The 24973-nt window shown below is 32.8% G+C and carries 26 protein-coding genes, 1 pseudogene and 1 riboswitch; of the genes and pseudogenes, 2 read left to right on the top strand and 25 right to left on the bottom strand.

The window, feature by feature from the left end:
• Positions 1-81 precede the first annotated feature (81 nt).
• From GW534_RS05195 to GW534_RS05150, 10 genes are all read right to left on the bottom strand, one after another.
• The gene (locus GW534_RS05195; protein ID WP_161920002.1) at positions 82-1086 is read right to left on the bottom strand and encodes an NADP-dependent oxidoreductase; all 1005 of its coding nucleotides are present in this window, start codon (positions 1084-1086) and stop codon (positions 82-84) included.
• A 56-nt stretch (positions 1087-1142) separates the two neighbouring features.
• Entirely contained in the window at positions 1143-1931 is a 789-nt protein-coding gene (locus GW534_RS05190; RefSeq protein ID WP_161919998.1) for an enoyl-CoA hydratase/isomerase family protein, read from the bottom strand.
• A 227-nt stretch (positions 1932-2158) separates the two neighbouring features.
• A complete protein-coding gene (locus GW534_RS05185; protein ID WP_161919997.1) occupies positions 2159-2902 on the bottom strand; it encodes an SDR family oxidoreductase in 744 nt (247 codons plus the stop codon).
• A gap of 237 nt (positions 2903-3139) precedes the next feature.
• Positions 3140-4750 carry a long-chain-fatty-acid--CoA ligase gene (locus tag GW534_RS05180; RefSeq protein ID WP_161919996.1) on the bottom strand — a complete coding sequence of 537 codons (1611 nt, stop codon included), beginning with the start codon at positions 4748-4750 and terminating at the stop codon, positions 3140-3142.
• 562 nt (positions 4751-5312) lie between these two features.
• A complete protein-coding gene (locus GW534_RS05175) occupies positions 5313-5882 on the bottom strand; it encodes a DNA-3-methyladenine glycosylase I (RefSeq protein ID WP_312854630.1) in 570 nt (189 codons plus the stop codon).
• A 15-nt stretch (positions 5883-5897) separates the two neighbouring features.
• Entirely contained in the window at positions 5898-6386 is a 489-nt protein-coding gene (locus GW534_RS05170; protein WP_161920001.1) for an acyl-CoA thioesterase, read from the bottom strand.
• A 118-nt stretch (positions 6387-6504) separates the two neighbouring features.
• Positions 6505-7047 (bottom strand): signal peptidase I, encoded by a 543-nt coding sequence (gene lepB, locus GW534_RS05165; RefSeq protein ID WP_281351972.1) that lies wholly within the window; start codon positions 7045-7047, stop codon positions 6505-6507.
• Between the two features lie 213 nt (positions 7048-7260).
• Positions 7261-8358, bottom strand: coding sequence for a PRK06851 family protein (locus GW534_RS05160; protein WP_161920000.1), 1098 nt, complete (start codon positions 8356-8358; stop codon positions 7261-7263).
• A 96-nt stretch (positions 8359-8454) separates the two neighbouring features.
• Complete coding sequence (locus GW534_RS16650) at positions 8455-8667, bottom strand: acetate and sugar kinases/Hsc70/actin family protein (protein WP_161919993.1); 213 nt, start codon at positions 8665-8667, stop codon at positions 8455-8457.
• Positions 8633-9268, bottom strand: coding sequence for an acetate and sugar kinases/Hsc70/actin family protein (locus tag GW534_RS05150; RefSeq protein ID WP_161919992.1), 636 nt, complete (start codon positions 9266-9268; stop codon positions 8633-8635). The genes GW534_RS16650 and GW534_RS05150 overlap by 35 nt, the downstream gene beginning before the upstream one ends.
• A gap of 197 nt (positions 9269-9465) precedes the next feature.
• Between GW534_RS05150 and GW534_RS05145 the strand changes: the two genes are divergently transcribed.
• Positions 9466-9894, top strand: a complete 429-nt coding sequence (locus tag GW534_RS05145; RefSeq protein ID WP_161919991.1) for a DUF2621 family protein — start codon at positions 9466-9468, stop codon at positions 9892-9894.
• 47 nt (positions 9895-9941) lie between these two features.
• On the opposite strand, the gene GW534_RS05140 is transcribed toward GW534_RS05145, so the two are convergent.
• The 9 genes from GW534_RS05140 to GW534_RS05100 all read right to left on the bottom strand — a co-directional run bounded on the left by GW534_RS05140 (position 9942) and on the right by GW534_RS05100 (position 17370).
• Complete coding sequence (locus GW534_RS05140; protein ID WP_161919990.1) at positions 9942-10304, bottom strand: response regulator; 363 nt, start codon at positions 10302-10304, stop codon at positions 9942-9944.
• A 23-nt stretch (positions 10305-10327) separates the two neighbouring features.
• A complete protein-coding gene (locus tag GW534_RS05135; protein ID WP_161919989.1) occupies positions 10328-11035 on the bottom strand; it encodes a cytochrome c biogenesis CcdA family protein in 708 nt (235 codons plus the stop codon).
• A 166-nt stretch (positions 11036-11201) separates the two neighbouring features.
• Positions 11202-13004, bottom strand: coding sequence for an ABC transporter ATP-binding protein (locus GW534_RS05130; protein WP_161919988.1), 1803 nt, complete (start codon positions 13002-13004; stop codon positions 11202-11204).
• A 6-nt stretch (positions 13005-13010) separates the two neighbouring features.
• Positions 13011-14759 carry an ABC transporter transmembrane domain-containing protein gene (locus GW534_RS05125; protein WP_161919987.1) on the bottom strand — a complete coding sequence of 583 codons (1749 nt, stop codon included), beginning with the start codon at positions 14757-14759 and terminating at the stop codon, positions 13011-13013.
• A gap of 317 nt (positions 14760-15076) precedes the next feature.
• Positions 15077-15295, bottom strand: coding sequence for a YneF family protein (locus GW534_RS05120; RefSeq protein WP_161919986.1), 219 nt, complete (start codon positions 15293-15295; stop codon positions 15077-15079).
• Between the two features lie 178 nt (positions 15296-15473).
• The gene (gene sirA / locus GW534_RS05115) at positions 15474-15908 is read right to left on the bottom strand and encodes a sporulation inhibitor of replication protein SirA (RefSeq protein WP_161919985.1); all 435 of its coding nucleotides are present in this window, start codon (positions 15906-15908) and stop codon (positions 15474-15476) included.
• A 172-nt stretch (positions 15909-16080) separates the two neighbouring features.
• Positions 16081-16314, bottom strand: coding sequence for a DUF896 domain-containing protein (locus GW534_RS05110; protein WP_161919984.1), 234 nt, complete (start codon positions 16312-16314; stop codon positions 16081-16083).
• A 113-nt stretch (positions 16315-16427) separates the two neighbouring features.
• Complete coding sequence (locus GW534_RS05105) at positions 16428-17081, bottom strand: YneB family resolvase-like protein (protein ID WP_161919983.1); 654 nt, start codon at positions 17079-17081, stop codon at positions 16428-16430.
• A 31-nt stretch (positions 17082-17112) separates the two neighbouring features.
• Entirely contained in the window at positions 17113-17370 is a 258-nt protein-coding gene (locus GW534_RS05100) for a hypothetical protein (RefSeq protein WP_161919982.1), read from the bottom strand.
• A 103-nt stretch (positions 17371-17473) separates the two neighbouring features.
• On the opposite strand from GW534_RS05100, the gene lexA reads away from it, so the two are divergent.
• Positions 17474-18094, top strand: a complete 621-nt coding sequence (lexA, locus tag GW534_RS05095; protein WP_161919981.1) for a transcriptional repressor LexA — start codon at positions 17474-17476, stop codon at positions 18092-18094.
• A gap of 85 nt (positions 18095-18179) precedes the next feature.
• Here lexA and ribH read toward each other — a convergent pair whose 3' ends face one another.
• The 6 genes and pseudogenes from ribH to hflX form a co-directional block, all read right to left on the bottom strand.
• Positions 18180-18650 (bottom strand): 6,7-dimethyl-8-ribityllumazine synthase, encoded by a 471-nt coding sequence (ribH, locus tag GW534_RS05090; RefSeq protein WP_161919980.1) that lies wholly within the window; start codon positions 18648-18650, stop codon positions 18180-18182.
• A 93-nt stretch (positions 18651-18743) separates the two neighbouring features.
• Positions 18744-19331, bottom strand: a pseudogene (ribB, locus tag GW534_RS05085) (3,4-dihydroxy-2-butanone-4-phosphate synthase); the annotation flags it as partial.
• A gap of 41 nt (positions 19332-19372) precedes the next feature.
• Complete coding sequence (gene ribE / locus GW534_RS05080; RefSeq protein ID WP_161919978.1) at positions 19373-20020, bottom strand: riboflavin synthase; 648 nt, start codon at positions 20018-20020, stop codon at positions 19373-19375.
• 242 nt (positions 20021-20262) lie between these two features.
• Positions 20263-20415: riboswitch (FMN riboswitch) on the bottom strand.
• A gap of 136 nt (positions 20416-20551) precedes the next feature.
• Entirely contained in the window at positions 20552-21886 is a 1335-nt protein-coding gene (gene glnA / locus GW534_RS05075; protein WP_161919977.1) for a type I glutamate--ammonia ligase, read from the bottom strand.
• 518 nt (positions 21887-22404) lie between these two features.
• Positions 22405-23676 (bottom strand): methionine gamma-lyase family protein, encoded by a 1272-nt coding sequence (locus GW534_RS05065; protein ID WP_161919975.1) that lies wholly within the window; start codon positions 23674-23676, stop codon positions 22405-22407.
• On the bottom strand, positions 23666-24943 hold the full coding sequence (gene hflX, locus GW534_RS05060; protein WP_161919974.1) for a GTPase HflX: 1278 nt from the start codon (positions 24941-24943) through the stop codon (positions 23666-23668). Before hflX ends, GW534_RS05065 begins: the two co-directional genes overlap by 11 nt.
• Positions 24944-24973: the final 30 nt, after the last annotated feature.

Genomic DNA, 24973 nt, shown 5'->3' with positions numbered 1-24973 from the left:
TTGTTATTTACTCAAACTTTGTTTGATTGTTATAAATTTGATAAAAAAATCTATATAGTATTTAGCAAGATTAATATTATGCTAATCCTCTTTAACAACACGTACCAATTGTTTTCCTATATTTTCTCCTTTAAAAAGACCGATAAATGCATCTGGGGCATTTTCCAAACCGTCAGTAATCGTCTCACGATATTTGATTTTCCCTTCCTGAATCCATTTGCCTAATTGTTCATATCCTTCATTAAATCGTTTAACATAATTCGAAACGATGAAACCTTGCATTAAAATACTGTGGGTAACGAGCTTTCCTTGAAATCTTGGTCCGTACTCAATTTCCGTGTTATTATATTGTGAAATTTGCCCACATAATACGATACGAGAATGAAAGTTCATCAATTTCATCATCAAGTCTGAAACTTCTCCCCCAACATTATCAAAATAAACATCTACACCGTTAGGACAAGCCTCCTTTAATGCTGAAAAAAGATTATTAGACTTATAATTTATCGCAGCATCAAAACCGAGTTCATTTATAAGAAAATCAATTTTTTCTTGCGATCCGGAAATGCCTACTACTCTACAACCTTTTAATTTTGCAATTTGACCAGCAACTGATCCAACAGCACCTGCTGCACCTGAAACAACGACGGTTTCACCAGCCTTCGGTTTTCCGATATCTACCATACCGAAATAGGCGGTAAGGCCTGGCATACCAGCTACGCCTAATGCGGTTGATATAGGTGCAAGTTTCGGATCGATTTTACGGATATTTTTACCTGATGAAATTGAATAATCAGCCCAAGGTAAGCGCCCTTCAACAAATTCTCCTACTTTAAATGACGGATTTTTTGAGTCGACAATTTTACCAACAACTCCGCCAACTAATGGTTTATCTACTTCAAATGGGTCAATATATGTTTTAATACCACTCATTCGTCCACGCATATAAGGATCAACAGATAAATAAATTGATTTTATTAAAACTTGTCCATCACTTATTTCCGGAATTGAACTATATTCCATTCTAAAGTTTTCTTTTGTCGGCATTCCGATCGGTCTGCTCGCTAAAACTATCATTCGGTTCATTTTTTCCATTGCCTTCTCCTCCAGATTTAAAATTAGATGTACATAATTTTGATATTTTAATAAACTTTATGCTTTCCGAAGTTTGGCTCACGTTTCTCTTTAAAAGCAAGTACGCCTTCTTTATGATCTTCAGTTGTTACAACAGTTGCTTGAGTTATTTGCTCCTGCTCTAAAATTTCTTTCAAAGTGGAATTTAAAGATTGGTCAACGAGTTTTTTAATAAATCCATAGGCAACGGTTGGACCTTGTGCAATTTTATTCGCATATGCCACAACTTTCTCCTCAAAATGTTCTATCGGAAATACCTGGTTTACAATACCTAATCGATTAGCTTCTTCAACATCGATTGGCTCGGCATTAAATAATAACTCTTTCGCACGATAAGGACCGATTACTCGAGATAAAAAGTAATGACCTCCTCCGTCAGATACTAAACCAACTTTCGAAAAACTAAGGACAAATTTACTATTGTCAGCTGCTACGATTAAATCACACGCTAATGCTAGATTAAATCCTGCACCTGCAGCATACCCATGAACTGCAGCAATAATCGGCTTTTCGATTGACTGCATTGTTAAAATTAACTCATTTAATTTGCCAATATGTTTGTAAGTAACAAGTGGCTCTCGACTTCCCATTGTTTTTACATCACCACCGGAGCAAAAGGAACGCCCCACCCCTGAAATTACAATAACACGAATAGAATCGTCTGTTTTTGCTTGTTCAATTGATTCTTTTAAAGTAGAAATCATTTCTGGACTAAAGGCATTTAATCGTTCAGGACGATTTAATTTTAAATATAAAACGCCATCTAACACTTCTTTTAATACATGTTTTTCAGACATTGTAAAACCTCCTAATTTTTATTTTATAAATTGATATATTGAATGAATATTCAATCAATAAACATTGAAATTTTTACTTACATAAGTTTTGATACTTATGAGTCTGTAAATTACTATAATCAAAATCAAATGTAACGTCACGAGTTTCTATGTTTCAACTTTTTACCTTTTTCTGTAAATTTTATTAATCAATTAAGCTCTTCTACACATTGCTTTATATTTTAATTTCAAAGATTTAAAGTTCCACCATCTATTATTAAAGTTTCTCCAGTAATAAAAGAAGCTTCATCTGATACTAAAAATAATACCGCATTGGCAACTTCTTCTGGTTTTCCAATTCTTTTTAAAGCATTTGCGGTAGATAAAATAGGCCATTTATCGGTTTTTTTCCAATCACTTACCATGTTAGTTTCTATTACTCCAGGTGCAATTGCATTTACACGTATATTTTTCCTACCAAATTCTGTTGAGGCTGCTTTTGTTAATGCAATTACACTACTTTTCGAAGCGGTGTAAGGTCCAAGTAGTTTTTGTCCTTTTATTCCAGCAATACTAGATGTGTTTATTATTGCACCTCCTGACTGCATTTTAGGTAATGCATATTTTAATCCGAGGAAAACTCCTGTTAAATTAACATCAATTACCCGCTGCCAGTCTTCAAGGTTAATATCAGGAATTTTTTTCTCACCGCTTCCTGTTCCTGCATTATTAAATAAAATATCTAGTTTTCCGAATATACGTATTGTCTCATCTACCATTTTTTCTACTTCTTCCGCTTTCGTAACATCAGTTCTAATAAATTCAGCAGTACCGCCTATTTCTTTTACTAAATTAACTGTTGTAATACTTTCTTCTTCATTTAAATCTGCTATCAAAAGTCGTGCACCTTCTTGAGCAAAGCGAACTGCTGTAGCTCTACCAATCCCACCTCCTCCACCGGTAATAATCGTTACCTTACCTTGCAACCTCATTCAATCATCCTTTCAAACTATCTAATAGTATTTGTATTATTCTAGTTAAGGTAAATTAATTTTATCGATCGATTTATTTGTTATTTCAGATTTTTCGGACTATATTTTCATTTTAAGGCTACTTAATCTTTTTAGCAAGTATTCAATATTACTTTTAATACAATAGTAGAAGCAGCCAAGAAAGCTGCTTCCAATAAAATTTTTATAAAATTGACGGAAAAGAATTAACTGATTTTTTTATTTTTCTAATGTTTCTTCTCTTATTGTTCTTCGTAAAATTTTTCCTATACTTGATTTCGGTAATTCTTCTCGAAACTCTACTATTCTAGGTACTTTGTACGATGCTAGTTTTTCCCGACAGTAATCCATTAACTCATTTTCACTTAAGTGTTCACCTTCTTTTAAAACAACAACGGCTTTCACATTTTCCCCTCGATATGCATCAGGAACGCCAATGACAACAGCCTCTTTTATTGAAGGATGTTCATAAAGTACTTCTTCCACTTCCCGTGGATAAACATTATAACCACTAGCAATAATCATATCTTTTTTCCTATCTACAATATATAAATAACCATCATCATCCATATAAGCGATATCTCCTGTGAATAACCACCCATTTCTAAGTGTATTCGCTGTTTCTTCTGGCATATTCCAATAACCTTTCATCACTTGTGGTCCTTTAATAATCAACTCTCCAATTTCGCCAGGTTTTAAGTCTTGAGTACCCGTTTCTAAATCAACTATTTTATAATCTGTATTCGGTAAACCTATCCCAACACTACCAGGTTTCCTCGTACCGAATATCGGGTTACAGTGTGTTGTCGGAGAGGCTTCAGATAATCCATAACCTTCGAGAATTTTTGCCCCTGTCTGTTGTTCAAAGGACTTCATCACTTCAACAGGCATTGGAGCACTACCACTATTTACGACTTTAATACTATCAATTCCGTATTTTTGTGCATTCGGGTGGTTAATTAAGGCTATATACATCGTTGGAACACCAGGGAATGATGTTGGTTTTGTGTTTTTAATTGTTTCTAAAACTTCTTCCACTTCAAATCTTGGTAGAATAATATTCATTGAGCCTGTAAAAATAGTTAAATTCATACATGATGTCATACCATACACATGGAAAAACGGTATAACGGATAATCTGCGATCCTCTCCAAGATTGATAAAGTCTTTAAAAAACTCGTAGCATTGTAGAACATTTGCGTACAAATTTCGATGGGTCAACATAGCACCTTTTGAACGTCCAGTCGTTCCACCCGTATATTGTAAAACTGCAATATCTTCTTCCGGTTTAATGTTAACTTGTTGAATAGGTTTTTTTGCGGATGTTATAAATGTATCGAAGTCAATAATAGCCTCTTCTTGACTAGTGACCCCTTTGAAGTTTACTTTTATAACGAGTTCGATAGAGGTTTTATCAATGACTTGTTGTAAAACTGGGATTAATGGTTCATAAACGACAATTGCTTTTGCACTTGAGTCTTTTAGGAGGTATTCTAATTCATGCGGAGTATACATTGGGTTCACTTGTGTTACTATATTTCCTGCCTTCAATGTTCCATAGTAACTAATAATATATTGCGGACAGTTAGGTAACATAATGGCTACTCGTTCGCCCTTTTTTATCCCTTTTTCCTGCAATGCCGCTCCAAATAGATCGGTTAACTTTCCTAATTGTGTATAAGAAATTTCCTTTCCAAAAAAGTATATAGCAGCATGATTAGGATATTTTTTAATTGTTTCATTTAACATTTCAGGTAATGAGACATTTGGTATGTCTATTTCACTTTTAATATGTGCGGGATAAAATTTTTGCCAAACTTTATTAGACATAAAAACCCTCCTCTTAACAGACAGTTGCCATTTTTATTAATACTCCTTGACATTTACTTTTCGATATACAAAATTGATAAATTAATTATCACCCCCAAATATTCAACTATTCATAAAAAGCATGGCATTGTTATATATAGATGTAATATATAAAGTGAGTAAAACATTGGTCTGTTGTTTATTAAATGTCATAGAAAATATGGTTTTTGAAAAATGCATTGTAAGCGATTTCGATACAAGGTGTATCTATACTAATTAATTAATAATGGGATAAAAGGTTTAAATATGTAAACTTCATTTTCTATATCACTCATAGGAGGAGGAGAGATTTGTCATCTTGTTATTTATTTCCTTAATATTTTTTATATTCTGAAGTTTAATTATATTATAACTGATAATAGATCGATTGCAATATTCTTTTTTAAAAGAAAAAAACCTGACCTAGAAATCCTATGTACATTTCATTCAGTCAGGCTATTGTATGATTAAGCGTTATAAGTTTTTAAAATCAATACTAGTATAGTTATGGTAAATAAGACCTTTAAATCATCTAGATTGTATATCAATTGAATCCTTTTTGATTTGGATGACAAAAACATGTAATTAGATGATCATTAACCATACCAATTGCTTGCATAAATGAATAAATAATAGTCGGACCTATAAATGCAAAGCTTCTTTTCTTTAAATCTTTACTAATCGTTTTGCTTAATTCAGTATTTGCAGGAACTTCTTCTAGCGTTGACCAATGATTAATAATTGGTTGATGGTTTACATAGCTCCAGAGAAAATTTGAGAAACTACCGTATTCTTCTTGTATATCTATAATTCGTTTTGCATTTGTAACAGCAGAACGAATTTTTTTCTCGTTACGAATAATTTTTTCGTTTTGAAGTAAAGCTTGTATTTTTTCCTCAGAATAATTCGCTACCTTTTCAATGATAAATTGATCAAAGGCCTGTTTATAATTTTCTCGTCGCTTTAATATTGTAATCCAGCTTAATCCAGCTTGTGCTCCTTCTAGAGTTAGCATTTCGAATAGTTGTTGATCATCAAATACTGGTACTCCCCATTCATTGTCATGATACTGAATGTATATCGGGTCATCTGTTACCCAACCACATCTTTTCACTTCAGCCACTCCTAACTATTCGTTATCATTGAAAAATTCAATGAGCTCTTTACTATGGGATCTCCGCATCTTTCTATATTTTGCTCGTTGTTCACCACCAGAATTTAACCATTTTTCCTTATCTGTTTCAGGAACTACCTTCGGAACTAAGGTTGGTTTTCCATTTTCATCTAGTGCGACGAAAGTAAGAAATGATAAAGCTGCCAAAACTTTTTCTCCTGTCAATAAGTCTTCCGTTGTAATTTTTACAAGTACTTCCATCGAAGTTTGTCCTGTCCATGTTACCATTGCTTCTAATGTGACAGCATCACCTTCACGAATTGGTTGAATAAAGTCTACTGAATCGATTGACGCGGTTACAACTGGTTTTCGACAAAGTTTCAATGCAGATATTGAAGCAATATCATCTATGTATGATAGTAATTTACCGCCAAATAAAGTGCCATGGGAATTTGTATCAGGTGGCAAAACAAGTGATGTTTTTGTCACTTTAGTATCCTTCATTTTAATCTCTTGTTGTTTCAAACTCTTTCACCTCAGTAGAATTATAACAATTTCAATTCGGAAAAACTATATATAATTAAAATAGGGCTGATTAAATCAGCCCACATGTAAACTAACTTTATTTTGGCATCCCGATTTCTTCAAGTGGATAGTAACGGAATTTAACTTCACCTAAAACAGTATTAAATGGAACAAATCCAAAAAAACGACTGTCATAACTGTTTAATCGATTGTCTCCTAAAACAAATAAAGTTTCTTCCGGCACAACGTCTTTACCTGTCAGTTCTTGCAATGTAAAATCACCTGTAGCATTTCGAAATTGTTGTACATTTTCATTCATTAAATATGGTTCGAGATGCTTTTTACCGTTTATATATAAAATATTATCCTTCATTTCAATATGATCACCTGGGAGGCCAATAACTCTTTTAATATAATATTCGTCAGAGTCTGGTGATTGAAATACAATAATATCAAACCGTTCAATACTCGTATGTTTTCCTACAATAATCCGATCAAATTCAGAAAAAGTTGGTTCCATCGATTCTCCATAAACGGTTGTAGCTGTAAATAAATATTTTCTACATATAAATACGATGATAAACGCAATTGCTATTGCTTTAATCCATGAACCAATCTCTTTTGAAAGTGATGTTTTCAAACTAATTCCTCCCAATTTCATCTATAAATATATTATATAATTCCAATTTTAGCCCTATGTGAATTATTAATAAAAATTATCATTAATGTGTGAAAAAAACTAACTTAATAAAATAATATTAAACTTTATAAAATAAATAAAGAGGCTTGCATTAGCCCCTGAAATTTTTATTAAATTTTTATTCAAAATGAAGATATAAAGTAAATATTAGGTTTATTTTTTTATCATAGATTTCATTTCTTCGTTAATTTGATCACGAATTTTATCAACAATACTAAAGTCCATTGCTTTAATATAAATTTGCTCCAGTTGATCACGAATTTCTTTCGTTTTCGCTAAATGTTGAATACCTTCCTTCAATTTGCTTTTATATTTATCTGTCGCGTCCTTGATATCACTTGCATATTTTTCATCCGTTCCCGGGGTTATTAACAACTCATATAAATCAATAATTGTATCCGATTCTTTCGTCGGATAATATTCATGGGGAGCAGTGCTATCAAAAATGGAAAAATTCAATTCACGTACAACAACCATATCTAGACTATTAGGGTCAAAGCCACAATGATAAACCTCCACGTCATACCCCTTTTCATTAGCGGCTTTCGCTATCTTTTTTAACATTGTGGATTTCCCACTACCCGCTCTTCCTTTAATGAAATAACGATTTAAGTCTTCAGTTATGTTTTCTACAAAGTCAACAGGCCCAATTGGGGTTGTAGCACCTAAAAATCGTTTATATATTTTACTGCTTCCTATCGAACTCCTTTGCTCATTCAGGATTAATTTTTGAATCCAATGTTCTGCTAGTTGATTTGCTTTATCAAAGTCCATTTCATTAATAAAAATTTTCTCTAATTCATCATGTAAAGCTAAACCTTGGGCAAAACTATCATAAGCCTTTTTGAATCCTTCCTTCACCTGATTTGTAAGAGAAATAATTTCATCTTTTTGATCTAATAATTCGTTTCGATCCCAAGCAATTCCTAAGTTAACATAATCATCTACAACACCAGGATATTTCGGTTCTATTACATGGGGATTAGTACCATCAACGATACCGACTTTTAACTCAGGTAAAATAATGGCATCGATTGAGTCAGGATCTGATGAACAATGAATCCATTCGATAAAATAACCTTTTTCTCCCCATTCGTTACCAATTGATTTAATTAAGGATGACTTACCTGTACCTGGTCCCCCTTTTAAAATATATAAACGCTCTAAATCTTGAAAATTCGAATCAAAAAATTCAACAAAACCTTTTGCTGTATTACCACCGGCAAAGTAACGGATTTCCTTTTTCAAAATACCACTCCTTAAAGGATGAAAAGATGTTCTGCTCTTGTTAAAAAAGTCCCTTTTAAATTATATGGGGAGTTGAATAAATAGGTGAATACCTAATGGTTAGTCAATGTTACTATTTAATGCACCAATTGCACCGGTATAGATGCCATTTGATAAAAATATTGGTTCAAGACTCATTAAAGGCGTAAACCGCTCCAAATTTTGTGTTAACAATTTATTTCCTTCTAACATACCACCGATAAAAACAATCTTTTTCACGTTTTTTTGTTTTGCCGCTTCAATGGCGAGTAACATAATATTTTCTGCAATCATCTGGATAAGCCCTGCCAATTGGTCCTCTATTCGGAAAATCTCCATTTTTATTTACTTTCCCAAAATTAGCAGCTGTTAAGTCACCAATAAGTGGAGGTTGATCCTTCGTGTAAATATCTTTTACAAGTAAGTCGATTTTTGAGCGGTCACCTTTATTAGCTTGATCGATTAAAAATGAATAATTGCTATTTTTTGCTAAAAGTGTACCTAAACCGATAAATGTCCCGCCACCCATTCCGGTTCCCGTTATTCGTTCAAAATGATTCGGTGATACATGAAAAATCGAAGTTCCAGTACCGATATTTATTAAAATATATCCCTCATTCATTATACCCTTTTCTTCTTCTAATAGTCTTTTTGAGCCTTCAACAATTGCTTGGAATTCATTGACGAGAAAAGACCTTAGCATTAATTTTTCTTGTAAAAGTTTCGCCCTACCACCAGTAATAAAAACTGTTCCTTGTCTATGAACAATGTTTAACCAGTTTGTTAGCTTTTCCATCTCGGAAATTTGATACTTTTTATAATGCATATGTCCAGATTCGTAATAAACCATTTTTAATAATGTTCCACCTGCATCTAGGCCAATTTTATTTACCAAAATCGCACCTCCTCATTTTTTTCTTTAATCGTAACACCCATAAAACAATTTTTATAATAATATGCTTCTATCAAAAAACTAGAAAAAACACATAGTTGACTAGATTATTTTCCAAAATATTAATATTTGATATAATGGATTTGAATATTTTTAAAATTATATTTATTTCGATTGGATTTTAGTTTAGGGGGGATTTTATGCTGGACGAATGGTTTCAATGGTTTATCCTTTTATGGATAATTTTACTTCCAACCTTACTTGGAATCGGTGGCTTTTTTATGTTTCGAAAATTTTTAAAAAGCCTTCCGAAAAAAGACGGTAAATCGGATTTAGATTGGGAAATTTATTATGTTGAAAAAACGAAAGATCTATGGGATAGGAATACACTTTCTTTGCTAGAAGAGTTAGTGTCACCTGTACCGAAACCGTTTCGTGATGTTGCCCGTCAAAAAATTCAAGGGAAAATCGGGGAAATTGCCTTAAAAGAGAAAGCAGCTAAAATTACAAATGATATTATTATAAAAGGATATATAATTGCCACACCTAAACGTGATCATAAATTTTTAAGAAAAAAACTTCATGAAATGAATATAAATATCGACCAATATGAACATCTCTTTCAATAAAAAAGAGGTTATCCTTTAAACTATCATTTTAGGATAACCTCATTTATTTAGTCTTCTATATTTTTTTCTATCGCTTCAATCAGTCGTCCTTCATCAAATGGTTTCACAATAAAATCTTTCGCTCCAGCTTCTATTGCATCAACAACCATTTTATGTTGCCCCATAGCAGAACACATAATAATTTTCGCATTTGGATCGTTTTGCTTTATTTGTTTAACTGCCTCTATCCCGTTCATATCCGGCATTGTAATATCCATAATTACTAAATCAGGCTTTAATTCTAAATACTTTAACACTGCTTCTTTTCCGTTTTCAGCCTCTCCAATAACTTTATGTTCCGTTTTTTCAATCGCTTTTGCAATGGTCAATCGTAAAAACTTTGCATCATCAACTACTAAAACATTTCCCACGATAATATCCTCCTCTAGAAAGCTCAAAATCCTTGAAATCCACCGGAAAGAACTGTTAACCAGCTGATAAAGACGTTCATTAAATCAAAGAATAATAGAATACCGGTCGCAATCATTAAATATCCGCCAATTTTCATCATTAATACATTATGTTTGCGGATCCATGACAATTTTCCGATAAAAAACGACATTACTAAAAAAGGGATGGCAAATCCTAACACATAGGCTGTCATATAAACAAACCCAGCAGTAGGATATGAGGCTGATAAGGCAATAACTGCACCTAAAATAGGACCCATACACGGTGTCCAACCGGCTGCAAATGTTAAACCAACTAGTGCAGAACCAAAATAACCAGATGGTTTATTTTTAAATTCAAACCGTTTTTCTCTCATTAATAAACTTGGGGTAAATATACCTGCTGTAATTAACCCGAATAAAATAATAAAAATGGCACCTATTTGTCTGATGAGATCCATATTTTGGACAAACAGGCTATATACATAAGTAGTACTTAAACCTAATACTACAAAAACTATTGAAAAACCTAAAAGAAATGAAATAGTATGTAATAAGCTTCTTCGTTTAAGTTGAATATTCTCCTCTTTCAATTCCCCGATACTCATCCCTGTAATATAAGACAAAAAGGCTGGATAAATCGGTAGCACACAAGGTGAAATAAAACTTAAAACGCCAGCACCAAATGCTAAATATATATTAATATCCGTCAACAAAATACCTCCTAATAAGGCTTTTTTATTCATGCTGACTGATCTGGAAATTTATGAAAAAATAAGTTAGAAATTCAGAATTAGTAATTATTGATTTTATTGTACCAAATTAATTTAAAATATAACACTTGTTTTACTTTATAATGTACTAGCTATCCAAACGGATTTACACCTTATGTTGAACAACTTCAGCAATATTTTCCGCCAAACCATTTTGTAATAAATACATTTTATAATATAAACCTTTTTCAGCAAGTAATTGTTGGTGATTTCCTCGCTCAACAATTTCCCCTTTATGTAAGACGAGAATTAAATCAGCATCTTGAATCGTTGATAATCGGTGGGCGATTACAATTGTTGTTCTACCCTCCCTCATTTTTTCAAGAGCTTGTTGAATCATCTCTTCTGTTTCCGTATCAATATTTGCAGTTGCTTCGTCTAAAATTAATATTTTTGGATTTGTTGCCATCGTTCGAGCAAATGCTAATAATTGACGCTGACCACTAGAGAAAGTCGATCCTCTTTCGGTCACTTGTTGATTATATCCATCTGGCAGCTTTTCAATAAATTTATCAGCTTGCACGAACTTAGCTGCTTCTTTAATATCTTCATCGGAAATATTTAAATTATGAAGTCTTATATTGTCTTTAATTGTTCCATAAAACAGGAATGAATCCTGTAAGACGAGTCCCATATTGTCTCTCAATTCATTAATATCATAATCTTTAATAGACTTACCATCAATTAAAATATCTCCATGTTCAAACTCATAAAATCTCATCAATATGTTGATAATCGAACTTTTTCCACTTCCAGTATGACCAACTAATGCAACGGTTTCTCCAGGATTAGCAGTAAAAGTAATATTTTTCAAAACATCTTGCTTTCCGTCATAGGAAAAAGTTACATTACGAAATTCAATTTTTCCATCTTGAATAACTGCTTGTGGATCATTTTTTTGTTGGGGTGCTAATTCTTTTTCATCTAATAATTTAAACACCCTTGCAGAAGAAACAATTGCTTGTTGGAAAAATGTTAATTGCTGCATCACTTGGTTTACTGGTTCAAAAAATCGAGAAATATAGTTTACAAAAGCATATAAAACTCCAATTTCAATTGTCGTTTCCATAGAAGTAATTCCAAAAAAGCTTAACACAATGATGATTGCTACAATATGTACTAAATCAACGGCAGGACGAAGTAATAACCCGTTAATTTTAATATTGTGAATCCCTGCATCATAATGGCGACTATTAAGATCATTAAATTCTTTACTCATCCGCTGTTCTTGGCGAAAAACTTGAATAATCGACATACCTTGTAATGACTCATTTAACTTCGCATTTAATTGTCCAATCAGTTCTCTTAATGCTGAGAAAGATTTAGAACTTAATTTCCGATACATATGAATTATCCAAATTAAGACAGGTAAAAAAAGTAAACAAAGAGCTGCTAATTTAACATCAAGAATGAACATCGCAGCAAAAATACCAATGAATAGGAAAAAGCTTTGAATAAAGATTGCTAGGACACTAACAAACATTTCTTTTATTGCTTCCGTATCATTCGTTACACGGGAAACGATTGTTCCAACAGGTGTTTTATCAAAATACCGTAAACCTAAAGCTTGAACCTTTGAAAAAACATCAATCCGCAGTTGTTGGATAATTTTTAACGCTATTTCTTGAAATTTTAATGACTGTAAATACATTAAAAAAGCGTTTGCTATTTGTATAAACAGATAAATTACTGCTAAAGTAATGATTGGTCCTGCTACAATATTATTTTTTGCTATATAGTCATCAATAAAAATTTTAATTAAAATTGGGCCAGTTACTTCTCCAACCGTAACTAAACATAATAAGAGAAAGGCAAAGATAATTGGTTTAATATGTGGTTTCGCATATTTAATTAAGCGAAACATAACCTTTCTTTGCTCTTTCGAACTAAGAACTCTAATTTCATCCATCTATAATTACCCTCCATGTTCTACAAGTGCCTCAAGTTGTTGATGAAGATACATATCTTTATACCAACCATCTTCCTTCATCAATGTTTTATGCACACCTTGTTGGGCAATTTTCCCCTCATCTAAAACGATGATTAAATCTGCATGCTGAATGGCACTAAGTCTGTGAGCAGTAATGATCGTCGTTTTCCCTTGACGATTTTCTTTCAGAGAAGCAAGTATTGTTTCCTCTGTTTTCGCATCAACGGCAGATAACGAGTCATCTAAAATTAATATTTCAGGGTTTAATAGAATTGCTCGAGCAATTGAAATTCGCTGTTTTTGTCCTCCAGATAAACTTACACCACGCTCACCAACAACCGTATCATAACCTTCTGCAAAGCCTAAAATATCATCATGGACTGCCGCGATTTTAGCAGCTAAATGGATCTCCTCTTCCGATGCATCTGGCTTCGCAAAGGCAATATTCTCTTTGATACTAGCAGAGAATAGAAAATGCTCTTGTGGTACATAGCCAAAAGCTTTTCTTAAGGCATTTAAACGATACTCTTTTATTTCTTTGCCACCAATTCGAATCTCACCTTCATAACCTTCAAATTCACGTAACAGAAGTTTTAATAAACTTGTTTTCCCTGCCCCTGTTTTTCCAACAATTCCTAGGGTTTTCCCCTGTCCTAAAGTAAACTTAATATTTTTTAAAACTGTCTTTTCATTATCCGGGTAACAGAATTTTGCAATATTTACTTCAATATTACCTTTAGGACTTTCAATAATGGCATGTTCATGATCTTTTATGTCAATTTTTTCATTTAAAAGTCGACTTACCCGATCGTATGACGCACTCCCACGTTCAACAATATTGAAAAACCAACCAAAGGCAAGCATTGGCCAAATGAGTAAACCTAAATATGTATTAAAAGCAATTAGATCCCCTAGCGTAATACTACCGTCTAAAACAAACTTTGCGCCAAAACCAATTGATAGAAAGAAAGATATACCGACACAAGCCGATATTGTAGGATCATATAAAGAATCTACTTTAGCAACGGCAATATTTTTTTCAACGACTTCATCGGAAAGTTTTTTAAAGTCATTTATATCTTCCTTTTCTTGGCCAAAGGTTTTTATAACTTTAATTCCAGATATACTTTCTTGGGTTTTATCATTTAAAAAGGAAAAGGCCTCTTGTGCCTTTTTAAAGCGAGCATGTAATTTTGTTCCGTACCAGTTTGTTAAAAGGGCAATGATTGGCATAGGTAGAAGAGCAATCAAAGTCAATTTCCAACTAATGGTCGTAGCCATTGCGATAATGACAAATCCACCTGTTAGTAATGAATCTACTAAAGTTAAAACTCCGGATCCTGCTGTTTGTTGAATAGCTTGAATATCATTTGTAGCATGAGCCATTAAGTCTCCAATTCGCTTTCTTTGGTAAAAATGAGAAGACATCTTTGTAAAATGCTCATAAAGACGTGTCCTTAGAATTCTTGCTAATTTTACCGATGCACCAAAAATATAAATTCGCCAATAGTAGCGAAATACATACATAAGTAATCCTGCAACTATTAAAACAGCAATCCATAAACCTAGTTTCCCCAAAGTAAGTGTCCGAGCTCCGATTTCATCAGCGACAATACCAATTACCCGGGGAGGTAAAAGTTGTAAAATCGCAACTAAAAATAACATAAATATTCCAGATAAGTACGCTTTTTTCTCTTGTTTGAAAAACCAAGCTAAATCTCGAAAGACCTTCATGTCCATCCTCCAAACTAACAATAAAAAAATATCGAATTATTCGATTCTCGAACTATATTAGTTTACCAAATTTTTATATTATTGGCAAAGATTTATAAATTTATAGCAAACCCATATAGTTAATACAAAATAACATATTTTTATTTTATTTAATTATGTAAAAAAAATGACCACCTTCCGACTACTATGTAAACATAATACGGATGAAGTGATCATTTTGCTTTTTATTCACCTAATCATTTATTCAATTAAACATAAGGCTATCCCTATGTTAGGATAATGAATTATGATTTAGATAGTTGTTACAAATTTAGTAATTATTTTTGTTGTTGCTTATTAATCATATTCATCATTTGATTAATTTTCTTCTGGGATGGTTTTTGACCCATTTGCATCATCATAACTCGGATCATTTGTTCATTGATTGGTGGATTTTTCTTTAAGTAGTCCATCATGTATTTACGTGCTAAGAAAAATCCGATGGCAATACCACCGAGTAACGCAATAACAATTAGTAAATATCCCCACCACGGCATAACTTTTATCCTCCTTCATGTTGTCTATAAAACAGTTTACTAAACGTATGTAATTTTTACAATACGACAACATAAACTATTTTTCCATTTTATTTCATTTTTATCAAGTATATTTTACAAATTTCGATTTAGAAAAGAATATTGGAATCAAAATTGATTCCAAAAGATCAATTCCCTCTTATATATAATGCTTCTCTTTCATTGGCTTAATCCATCCAAAACGTTCGTTTTTAATATCAACAGCTAAAAAGTTTAAATCCGTTTTTCGTAGTACTTCAAAAAAGAGCATTTCAGCATGAATATTCCCTGTGGCATATAAGATACATTTTCTATCTTCTATCATTAAACGAGCTGAGCTTGTCCCGCTTTCTAAACAATATACTCCATCTTTCATATAATAATCTTTATGTTTACTTAATTGTTCACTTAATCGTTTATGAAGTCTTAGGGTTGGCATTGATTTTGTTATATAATTGATTTGTTTAGCAAGTAATTTTTTCAACGGAAGGTTGGCTTCATTATATTCCTTAAATAAATTATAAAAAATCCGTTCCCGACCGTAATAATAGTTTATAAATTGCTCATCTATAATATACAAATCGTATCTCCTCATTTTCACAACCCCTTCTCAATTTACTCATATTTCCTATTATTCTTTATATTGTATATGAAAAGGGTTAAAATTTATGTCATATTATTGTGAAAATAAGGTCTATCTTTGTCGAAACAGTACTTTGCTATAAAACTGGAGTTTAAATGAAGTATAATTATTATACGTTTACCGTTCAGTGGTTCTTTTTACGCAATTTTATTTGTTTGATTTTTTCAGGTGTAACATCATTACCTTTTGTATCGACGATTGTTACATTTTCAATTGTATTTAATACTTGTTGTCGAACATTTTGTAAATATTCACTACGTAACCGAGACTGTTCTTTTGCTTCTTCTTCAGTTAGACCTTCTCTTTTCTTTTTTGCTGCTAATTCATTAATTCTTGCTAATTTTTCCTTAGAAATCATATCTAAATACCTCTTTCATTTATATTTATAGGAAATCGTTATTTTTAAGTACAAAAATACACCTAGTATATCGTATAAGATTTTTTCACTAGAAGCAATAAAAAAGAGCATCATTATCTATCCAATTGATGCTCCTCTTTATATTCTTGATAACGACGATGAACTGTAGCCTTTGATACATCATATCCGAAACCTCTTAAAGTTGCGGCTATATCATAAAACGTTAATCCTTTATTGCGAAGGCGAACAATTTCTTCAATTGGTACTTCTATTTTGTCTCGTCCTGCATTCGTTCCTCGTTTTGCTAAATTTTTTTCAGGACGATACCCATTTTGAATTGCCCGTTCCATTCCCCGTTTAATTTTAATATTATGTAATTTTCTTTGATATTCCTCTACAAGACCAACAATTTTTAGTACCATAGAATCAGCTTCTGATAATTGCAATTCACCATAATCAGAAATTGTAAAAATTTTAACACCGAGTTTATTTAATACGTGTAGTAACGCAATTTTAGCATTTCCTCTACCTAAACGAGTTTCATCTTGAATTAATAAAATACGTTCATCCATATTTTCTAAATATTCCATGACTTCTAAAATTCCAGAGCGGTCTAGATCGTAACCACTTGCTTTTTCTTTAATAACTTTTACTACATGAAAGTTATATTGCTTAGCTAACTGTAACAACTCTTCTTCTTGTCTTTGAATTGATGTTTCCTGTGCTTCTTTTTCCGTACTTACTCGACAATATATAATTGCTTGCAACTTAACACCTACTTACCCATTTTCTATGAAATTAATTACTATGTTCATTCCATTCAATTGCATATTCTACTTGTTGATAACTATCATTATTTTGATTTTCTTGTTCTATATTACTAGAATCTGTCATTGTAAACACATAAACGAAACTAAATGCAATTGAAATTACTATTAATAGAATAACATAACAATAATTTTTCCATAATCTTTGTAAAATCATGTTCCTCACCCCATCGAATATTTGTTCGTGTTTTGTTAAATTAATTATAATACGAACATACATTTGTGTCAACTGTTTTTACGAAAATCTGTTCGATTATTTAACGAACTTACGTTTGTCAAACACCTGTCCGTCATGGTATACTATTAAAAAATATGTTTGTGAGGTGGAAATTATGACCAAACTATCAAAACGTCAACAAGAAATACTAGATTTTATTAAACAAGAAGTACGTGAAAAAGGTTATCCGCCATCTGTTCGTGAAATTGGTCAAGCTGTCGGTTTATCATCTAGTTCGACTGTTCATGGTCATTTAGCTCGTTTAGAAAGTAAAGGGATAATACGGAGAGATCCAACAAAACCGAGAGCGATTGAAATATTAGATGGAAAAGAATTTGAAGAACCTGAAGTACCCGTTCGTAACATTCCAATTGTTGGACGTGTTACTGCAGGACAACCAATTACAGCTGTTGAAAATATTGAAGATTATTTTCCTTTACCGGAAAAAATGGCACCAGCTGGCGATCAAGTTTTCATGCTTGAAATTATGGGTGATAGTATGATTGAAGCTGGGATATTAGATGGGGACTATGTAGTTGTTCGTCAACAAAACACAGCTGAAAATGGAGATATTGTTGTTGCCATGACTGAAGATTATGAGGCAACGGTTAAACGTTTTTATAAAGAAAAGAATTATATTCGCTTACAGCCAGAAAATTCAACAATGGCACCGATTATTGTAGAGAATGTAAAAATATTAGGTAAAGTAATTGGAGTTTATCGCCACATTTATTAAATAATTTTAACTAAAAAGTCCTTAACTGCTATTTCGCAGCTAAGGATTTTTATATAGAAGCTCAAATATTAAACTATTTTAACTGTTAATTCGCGATTTCTTTATATAAATTTGCAAGTTCAATAGCTGATACAGCTGCATCATATCCTTTATTACCAGCTTTTGTACCTGCACGTTCAATTGCTTGTTCAATTGTATCTGTAGTTAAAACACCGAAAATTATTGGCACACCAGTCTCCATACTTGCAGCTGCCACACCCTTTGCAACTTCATTACTTACATAATCAAAATGTGGTGTTGCACCCCTGATTACCGTTCCGAGTGTAATAACAGCATCATATTTTCTAGTCTCAGCTAATTTTTGTGCAGTTAAAGGAATTTCAAATGCACCTGGTACCCAAAATATTTCTACATTTTCATCATCCACACCATGTCTTTTTAAACCATCTTCTGCACCTGTTAACAAACGTCCATTAATAAATTCATTAAATCGGGAAACGACAATAGCAAATTTAAGTCCTGTACCTATTAATTTACCTTCAAATACTTTTTTCATTTCAATCTCTCCTCATATCATTCTTTATATTAAACTAAAAATAGCACAACAAGTTGTCTAATTCTCTTATATACTAACTTGCTGTCCCAGTAAGTATTCTTGTAATTGTTCAATTGATACTAATTTGCATTCAAATCGCTGAGTAATTTGTACAAGATTTTCTAAACGTGCCATTGTTCCATCATCATTCATAATTTCACAAATAATTGCAACCGGGTTTACTCCGACTAATCTAGCAAAATCAATTGCAGCTTCTGTATGACCAGGACGACTTAATACTCCTCCATTTTTTGCGATTAAAGGAAACACATGCCCTGGTCTATTAAAGTCTTGAGCTTTACTTTTTGAATCAACAATTTTTGAAATTGTATAGTAGCGTTCAAATGCACTAATGCCAGTTGTAGTTTCTTTATGGTCAATAGAAACAGTAAAAGCTGTTTGTTTAGCATCCGTGTTATTTTCTACCATAGGATGTAAATCTAATCGATTGGCAATTTCTTCGGTAATCGGTGTGCAAATTAATCCTCTACCTTCTTTTGCCATAAAATTTATGGTCTCTGGCGTAGCTAAATCAGCAAGTGCTAAAAAGTCACCCTCATTTTCACGATCTTCATCATCTACTACAATGATAATTTTTCCTTGTTTTAAATCCACCAGAGCTTCCTCTATCGAATTAAACATTGGATTTATTTCACTCCTTTTTTAAACAATTAAGGCATTTATTAAAATCCATTTTCTTTTAGAAATTCAATTGCAATACCTTTTGACTTTGTTGTTTGACTTTTATTTTGCATGAAAGAATAGAAATATTTTGCCATCATATCAAATTCTAAATTTACCTTTTCTCCTTCTCTCTTAGAACCAAGAATAGATGCTTTAGCAGTGTGCGGAATAAGTGAAATTGTAATCGTGTTTTGACTCGATTTAAATATTGTCAAGGAGGTGCCATCAATAGCAATTGAACCTTTTTCTATTACAAGATGATTAAACTCCTCTGGTATTTCGATTTCTATTAAAATAGCATTTTCAAAATAGCTTCGTTTCCTTATTAATCCGATTCCATCAGTATGTCCGGTGACAAAATGACCCCCAAAACGACCATTTGCAGCTAATGCACGTTCCAAATTTACTTTAGAACCTACTTTTAAAAATCTTAATGTAGTATCATTAAATGTTTCAGGCATGACATCTACTTCGAAATGATTTTTAGAAAAGTTTGTCACTGTAAGACAAACACCGTTAACGGCAATACTGTCGCCTAATTGTATATCAGATAATATTTTGTTAGCTTTAATAGCAATTACTAAAGTCTGTCCGTTTTGATGAATGTTGTTGATTGTCCCTATTTCTTCAACTAAACCGGTAAACAAATATACACCATCCTCCTCTTCATAAAGTTTAAAAAATACAATTAAATATAAAGGGAATCCTAAAAGCGTAGGGCTTGGAGGGTTGAAAAATATGAATAGTTTGATAAAAAGAGGTAACAAAGAATCATGGAAAAGGAAATATAATTCTTTTATATGACAAACAAAGCCCCATACAAAGTAAGTATGGGGCTTTAATGGTATGTCAAATAAACGTTTTAAAAAAGAATTTTAAACGTTTATATGATATCCTTCTCCCATCCAGACTTTAACTGTCGGTTTTGGAATTTCACCAAATCAGCCATTTTCCTAAAAAAGGAAAATGGGTCACGGACTTAGAGAGTATTTACACCCTCATCACCGTCGGTCGGGAATTTCACCCTGCCCCGAAGGATTCCTTTATTTAATTTATCTTAATATAACATAGCGTTTAAAGAATAACAATTAATATACATTGTATTTATTTTAATAGTGAAATAATTACTGCATTTATACAATCAAAAGCATTTTTATCAAGTACGTATTACCTAAATACTAATATAGTTTCAAATAATGTTCTCGTTCCCAGTTAGTAACATAGGAACGGAAAATATTCCATTCAATTTCTTTTGCTTCGACAAAATTTGTATAAATATGTTCTCCTAACGCTTCCTTAATAATTTCATCTTTACGTAATTCTTCCAAAGCGAAATGAAGTGTATCTGGAAGACTAATAATACCGGCTTCTTTCCGTTCTTCTTTTGTCATTTCATAAATATTTCGATTAACTGGAGCAGGCGGTGTTAATTTATTTTTAATACCTTCTAATCCCGCCTTAAGTAATACTGCCATAGCTAAATAAGGATTTGCTGAAGGGTCAACACTTCGTAACTCAACTCGTGTACTAGGTCCTCTTGACGTAGGTATACGAACAAGGGGACTACGGTTTTTTGCTGACCAAGCAACATAAACTGGCGCTTCATATCCTGGAACTAACCGTTTATATGAATTGACAATCGGGTTTGTAATGGCTGTATATCCTGGCGCATGTTTAATAATACCTGCCATGAATTGATAAGCTAAATCACTTAGTTGTAACTCACCATCCGGGTCATAAAATACATTTTCATTACCTTTAAATAAAGATAAATTAAAATGCATTCCTGAACCACTAATTCCGTATAATGGTTTCGGCATAAAGGTAGCATGTAATCCGAAGTCTCTGGCAATTGTTTTAACTACTAATTTAAATGTTTGGATATTGTCACAAGCTGATATCGCATCAGCATACTTAAAATCAATTTCGTGTTGCCCAGGGGCACCTTCATGGTGAGATGCTTCAATTTCAAAACCCATTTCTTCCAATTCAACTACAATTTCTTTACGGCAATTTTCACCTAAATCTGTTGGTGCAAGATCAAAATAACCACCATGGTCATTCAATTCTAATGTCGGTTCACCATATTCATCTAATTTAAATAAGAAAAATTCCGGTTCTGGACCTAAATTAAAATGAGTAAACCCCATCTCTTCCATTTCTTTTAATACTCTTTTCAAATTGTTTCTCGGATCACCCGCAAAAGGGGTACCATCTGCGTTATATATATCACAAATTAACCGTGCAACCTTTCCACGACCCGCTGTCCACGGAAAAATCACCCACGTATCTAAATCTGGATATAAATACATATCACTTTCTTCAATCCGAACAAATCCTTCAATGGAAGAACCATCAAACATCATTTTATTATCTAATGCTTTCGGTAATTGATTGAAGGGAATTTCTACGTTTTTAATTGTTCCGAGAATATCGGTAAACTGTAAACGAATAAATGAAACCTCTTGCTCTTTTGCTAAACGTAAAATGTCATCCTTTGTATATTTTCCCATTCAATGTCCTCCAATTTTTTACGAGTTTGGGTGAAAAAACATTTAACTAATATGTTCATAAAGTAAGTGTACATAGTAGTTAAATATTCTCTCAAAAAAATCATGGAGTAATTATATTTCATCATTATTTATATTGTCAATAACAGATTTGAATGTTGGAGAACTTTTTTTAATTGCTTTGAAAAATAATTTTCGGTTATTTTAAGTGATCTTTCAATATAATCTAAAGCCGCATATTGAAATTCTCTTTCAGGCAAATTCCATAAGTCACGCACGAAATTAGGTTGAAATGCTTCTTTTAAAACATTTGTCTCAGCAAAAAAGTCCTCATCAATTGTCTCCTTTCGGGTGATTTTATACCTAAAAAGGGAAATTGATTTCACATATACTTTTCCATTGGGATTTGGTTATCTATATTTCGGTTAGACTCAAAAAGGTCCCTTATGAATTGAATCTTTTCCACCTTAATCCTCCTCATACAAAAGTTGGGCTGTACATGACAGCCCAAATGAATGTATTTATGAAATTTGTAATAATCCTTTTTCCATTATGTGATCTAATGCTGAGCAAATGGCAATTTTAACATGTTCATAAGTCAATCCACCTTGAACGTATGCTACATAAGGTGGGCGAATTGGTCCATCAGCTGATAATTCGATACTTGAACCTTGAATAAATGTTCCAGCTGCCATAATGACTTCATCGTCGTATCCTGGCATTTCACTTGGATAAGGAGTAAATTGTGAGTTAACTGGAGATGCATATTGAATTGCTTCACAGAATGCAATCATTCGTTCCCGATCATCAAATTGAACAGATTGGATTAAATCGGTTCTTTTCGCATCCCAAGATGGATTTGTATTTAGTCCTAATCGTTCTAACATAGCTGCTGTAAATACAGCTCCTTTTAATGCTTGACCTACAACATGTGGAGCTAGGAAGAAGCCTTGATACATTTCTAAAAGACTATATAATGATGCGCCTGCTTCCGCCCCAAGACCTGGTGCAGTTAATCGGTTTGCACACATATCAACTAACTCTTGTTTACCTACAATATAGCCCCCGGTTTTCACTAAACCAGCTCCTGGGTTTTTAATTAATGAGCCGGCCATTAAATCAACGCCAACATGGGTCGGTTCTTGTAACTCAACAAATTCACCGTAACAATTATCAACAAAAACAACAACCTCTTCTTTTATTTCTTTTACAAAACGAACCATTTCTGCAATTTCATCTACCGTAAAGGATGGACGATTCGCATAACCTTTTGATCTTTGTATACCAATCATTTTTGTGTTTGATTTGATTGCTTTACCGATGGCATCGTAATCGGGTTTCCCATCATTTTTAAGCGGGACAACATCATAGCTAATATTAAAGTCTTTCAAACTACCGGCACCATTGCCACGTGCACCAACAACTTCTTCTAATGTGTCATATGGACTTCCAGTAATATATAGTAATTCGTCACCGGGACGAAGAACTCCGAATAAACACGTCGAAATTGCATGGGTTCCAGAAATAATTTGCGGACGGACAAGTCCTGCTTCAGTTCCGAAATAATCGGCATACACCTTTTCTAGCGTATCACGGCCAAGATCATCGTAACCATATCCGGTTGAAGGATGAAAATGAGAATCACTTACACTGTTGTTTTGAAAACTTTTTAAAACTTTATATTGATTTGCTTCTACAATTTCATCAATTTTGTCATGAATGGGACGAATTTGTTTTTCTACTTCTTTAATGATTGGGTTTAATACGTTTCCGTTCTTTAAGTCATTCCTCACTGCGTTTTCCATCTCCATTTGTAAATTTTTTTATTTCTCCATTTAATGGGTGATCAGCAAAGATAAAACCTTTGCATTGGTACGTTTCTTGCTCTTCGTTAAATTTTAATTCACGTAAAATAGTTTCTTCCTTTAACTGAGAGAGTGTTTTACCCTCTGATGAAGGTAATCCCACATTGTATTCATTCATATGTTTTAACATGATTTCTTCGATTTTACGTTTAACCGAAAACCTGTCCGATTCTTTAAATGCACTAATTTGTAATACTTCACCTTTGGCTAGCGGAATAAAATCAGGATGTTTTGCATCAATTTTATTATACAAAGTTAACATAGGTATATTATCCGCATGTAATTCATCCATAATTTTACTAACGGTTTGTTCATGCTGATAGTAATCGGGATTTGAGCTATCAACGACATGTAAAAGTAAATCCGCTTCACTTACCTCTTCTAAAGTTGATCGGAAGGCCGCTACTAAAGTCGTTGGTAAGTCCTCAATAAAACCAACCGTATCAATCAGTAAAACTTTATAACCACTCGGTAATACCATGCGTCTCGTTAATGGATCTAACGTGGCAAATAATTTATCTTCTTCATAGGACTCTGCATCAGTTAAACGATTAAACAATGTTGATTTTCCTGCATTCGTATAACCGATTAATGCGACTTGAAACGATTTATTTCGCTTCCGTCTTTGACGATACCGATTTCGATGTTCAACGACGACAGCTAATTGATTTTTAATATCTTGAATTCGATTCCGAATATGTCTTCGGTCTGTTTCAAGTTGTGTTTCCCCAGGACCTCGTGTTCCAATTCCTCCACCGAGCCTCGAAAGTTCCGTACCAATCCCGGTTAGTCTTGGTAATAAATACTCTAATTGTGCTAGTTCAACTTGTAACTTACCTTCTCTCGATTTTGCTCGTTGGGCAAAAATATCAAGTATTAATTGGGTACGGTCGATAATACGAACTTTTAACTCATTATTTAAATTTCGCATTTGACTCGGAGATAGTTCACTATTAAAAATGATGACATCAATTTCTAATTCGTCAATTAATGGTTTTAACTCCTCCACTTTTCCCCGACCGATATATGTAGAATTATCTGGCCTTTCTCGTTTTTGAGTAACTTGTAATTTTACTTCTCCATTAGCTGTATCGGTTAACGATGCCAGCTCTTCCATTGAATACTGAAATCTTTCGTCATCTATATGAGGTAATTGGCAACCAACTAATATGACATTCTCTTTTCTTCCTAACATTGAATCACCCTATTCTAGGAGATTAATAAC

Origin of the sequence: Pallidibacillus pasinlerensis (assembly GCF_009996845.1) — a bacterium.
Classification (GTDB): Bacteria; Bacillota; Bacilli; order Bacillales; family Caldibacillaceae; genus Pallidibacillus; species Pallidibacillus pasinlerensis.
Note: the sequence above shows the minus strand (reverse complement) of the source record. Positions and strands in the feature narration are given on the sequence as shown.